The sequence below is a fragment of the Burkholderia sp. E168m22 genome (genome assembly GCF_001319805.1).
In the GTDB taxonomy this organism is placed as follows: Bacteria; Pseudomonadota; Gammaproteobacteria; order Burkholderiales; family Burkholderiaceae; genus Burkholderia; species Burkholderia orbicola.
In genome coordinates this window covers 1-2,382 of record NZ_BBSK01000161.1, presented here as the reverse complement: position 1 = coordinate 2,382, position 2,382 = coordinate 1, and the positions used below count along the sequence as shown (strand labels likewise).

At 62.6% G+C, this 2,382-nt stretch carries 2 protein-coding genes; both read left to right on the top strand.

All coding sequences use genetic code 11. The features are described 5' to 3' along the window. Nucleotides 1-141: 141 nt before the first annotated feature. Complete coding sequence (gene istA, locus AP428_RS34195; protein ID WP_374755425.1) at nt 142-1,620, top strand: IS21 family transposase; 1,479 nt, start codon at nt 142-144, stop codon at nt 1,618-1,620. Then, a partial coding sequence (istB, locus tag AP428_RS34190; RefSeq protein WP_054928689.1) for an IS21-like element helper ATPase IstB occupies nt 1,613-2,382 on the top strand: 770 nt, incomplete at its 3' end. The genes istA and istB, both read left to right, overlap by 8 nt.

The following is a 2,382-nucleotide window of genomic DNA, read 5'->3' as shown; positions in this document are numbered from 1 at the left end:
TGTTGATGTCCGCACAGAACTGACCCACTAGAGCTGCAAATTTTCATCGAATTTTGACCCACGTGATTGAATGCCCTGCTCAATCTTTGAGCAGGGGATACAAAGGTGATCACGGTGGGCATATTGGCCAAGATCAGGCGGATGTATTTCCGCGAGAAGGTCCCGCTGCGCGAGATTGCGCGGCGTACGGGCCTGTCCCGAAACACAGTGCGCCGCTGGCTGCGGCAGACTGATGCCGTCGAGCCGAAGTATCCGAAGCGCGTCAGCCCGAGCGTCATCGACGACTGGGCCGCACAGCTGACAGGTTGGCTGCGTGCCGACAGTCATCGCCCGAAGCGTGACCGGCGCACCGCCCGGTTCATGTTCGAGGCGATCCGCGCCGAGGGTTACGCCGGCAGCTACGGCCGCGTGAGCGCGTTCGTGAGGCGTTGGCACGAGGAGCAGGCTGAGGCGCCTCGCAGGAAGGCCTTCGTGCCGCTCGCCTTCGAACCCGGCGAAGCCTTCCAGTTTGACTGGAGCTGCGAATACGCGTTTGTTGGCGGGCTACGGCGACGCCTGGAGGTCGCCCACGTCAAACTTAACTCCAGCCGCGCGTTCTGGCTCGTCGCCTATCCCACCCAGAGTCACGAGATGCTGTTCGACGCACACGCCCGCGCATTCGCCGCGTTCGGCGGCGTGCCCCGGCGCGGCATCTACGACAACATGAAGACCGCTGTGGACAAGGTTGGCCGCGGCAAGGAGCGTGCGGTCAACGCGCGCTTCGAAGCAATGTGCAGTCACTACCTGTTCGAGCCAGAGTTCTGCAATCGGGCGGCAGGTTGGGAGAAAGGCATCGTCGAGAAGAACGTTCAGGACCGGCGGCGTCAGATCTGGCACGAAGCATCGCTACGGCGCTGGGAAACGCTGGAGATCCTAAACGAATGGGTCGCTGGTCAGTGTCGTGAGGCGTGGCACATGCGGCACCCGCAGTGGCCTGAGCTGACAGTCGAGGATGTGCTGCAGGACGAGCGTACCCGGCTGATGCCCAATCCACGGCCGTTCGACGGCTATGTCGAGCAGACCCTGCGAGTCTCGTCGACCAGCCTGATTCACTTCCAACGCAACCGCTACAGCGTGCCCACCGAGTACACGAACCAGTTGGTGAGCGTGCGCTGCTATCCGGCATATCTCAGCGTCGTCGTCAACGCCCAGGAGATCGCACGCCACGAACGCAGCTTCGAGCGGCACATGACCTTCTACGATTGGCGCCACTACATCACGCTGGTCGAGCGCAAACCCGGCGCACTGCGCAACGGCGCACCGTTCATCACGATGCCGCAGCCGCTGCAACTGCTGCAGCGGCATCTGCTGAAACACCCGGGCGGCGATCGCGTCATGACGCAGGTGCTCGCTGCGGTGCGCGAACACGGGCTCGATGCGGTGCTGCTCGCCGTACCGGCTGCGCTGGATTCAGGACGCCCCAGCGCAGAGCACGTCCTGAACGTGCTGAGCCGGCTGAAGGCGCCCGTCACGAATGGCAGGCTCGCCACGACGAAACTCCAGCTCAAGGAAGAGCCCGCGGCCGACGTGGGCCGTTACGAGACGCTGCGCGCCAACCCACCGGAGGATCGTCATGTCTAACGATATCGCGGCCCAGCTCAAGGGTCTTAAACTGCACGGCATGGCGAGCACATGGCCGGAGCTGCTCGCGCAGTCGCGTCACACTGACTTCGAGCCGGAGCGCTTCATGAAGCAGCTGTTGATGGCTGAAACCGCCGAACGGCAGGTGCGCTCGATCGCCTATCAAATGACCGCTGCGCGCTTCCCGGCACACCGCGACCTGAAGGGCTTCGACTTCGCGCAGGCACACGTCGACGAAGCGCTGGTGCGCGAACTGAGCGAGCTGTCGTTCCTCGCAAGCGCGCACAACGTCGTGTTCATCGGTGGTCCGGGCACTGGCAAGACGCACCTCGCCTCAGCGATCGGAATCGAAGCCGTACAGCGCCACGGCAAGCGTGTGCGCTACTTCTCGACCGTCGAGCTGACCAACGCCCTGGAGCAGGAGAAGTCCATCGGCAAACAAGGCCAGATTGCCCACAAGCTGATGTACGTCGATCTGGTGATCCTCGACGAACTGGGCTATCTGCCGTTCAGCCAGACCGGCGGTGCATTGCTGTTCCATCTGCTCTCAAAGCTATACGAGCACACGAGCGTCGCGATCACGACCAATCTCAGCTTCGGCGAGTGGGCGAGCGTGTTCGGCGATGCAAAGATGACGACAGCGCTGCTGGACCGCGTCACCCATCACTGCCACATCGTCGAAACGGGCAATGAATCGTGGCGCTTCAGGACCAGTTCTGCCAAGGCAAAGACAACAAGAAAAAGAGCGGAAAAACCAGCGGG

Coding starts and splice junctions, on each gene's coding strand:
- istA (WP_374755425.1), top strand. CDS start 142: ATGTATTTCCGCGAGAAGGTCCCGCTGCGCGAGATTGCGCGGCGTACG.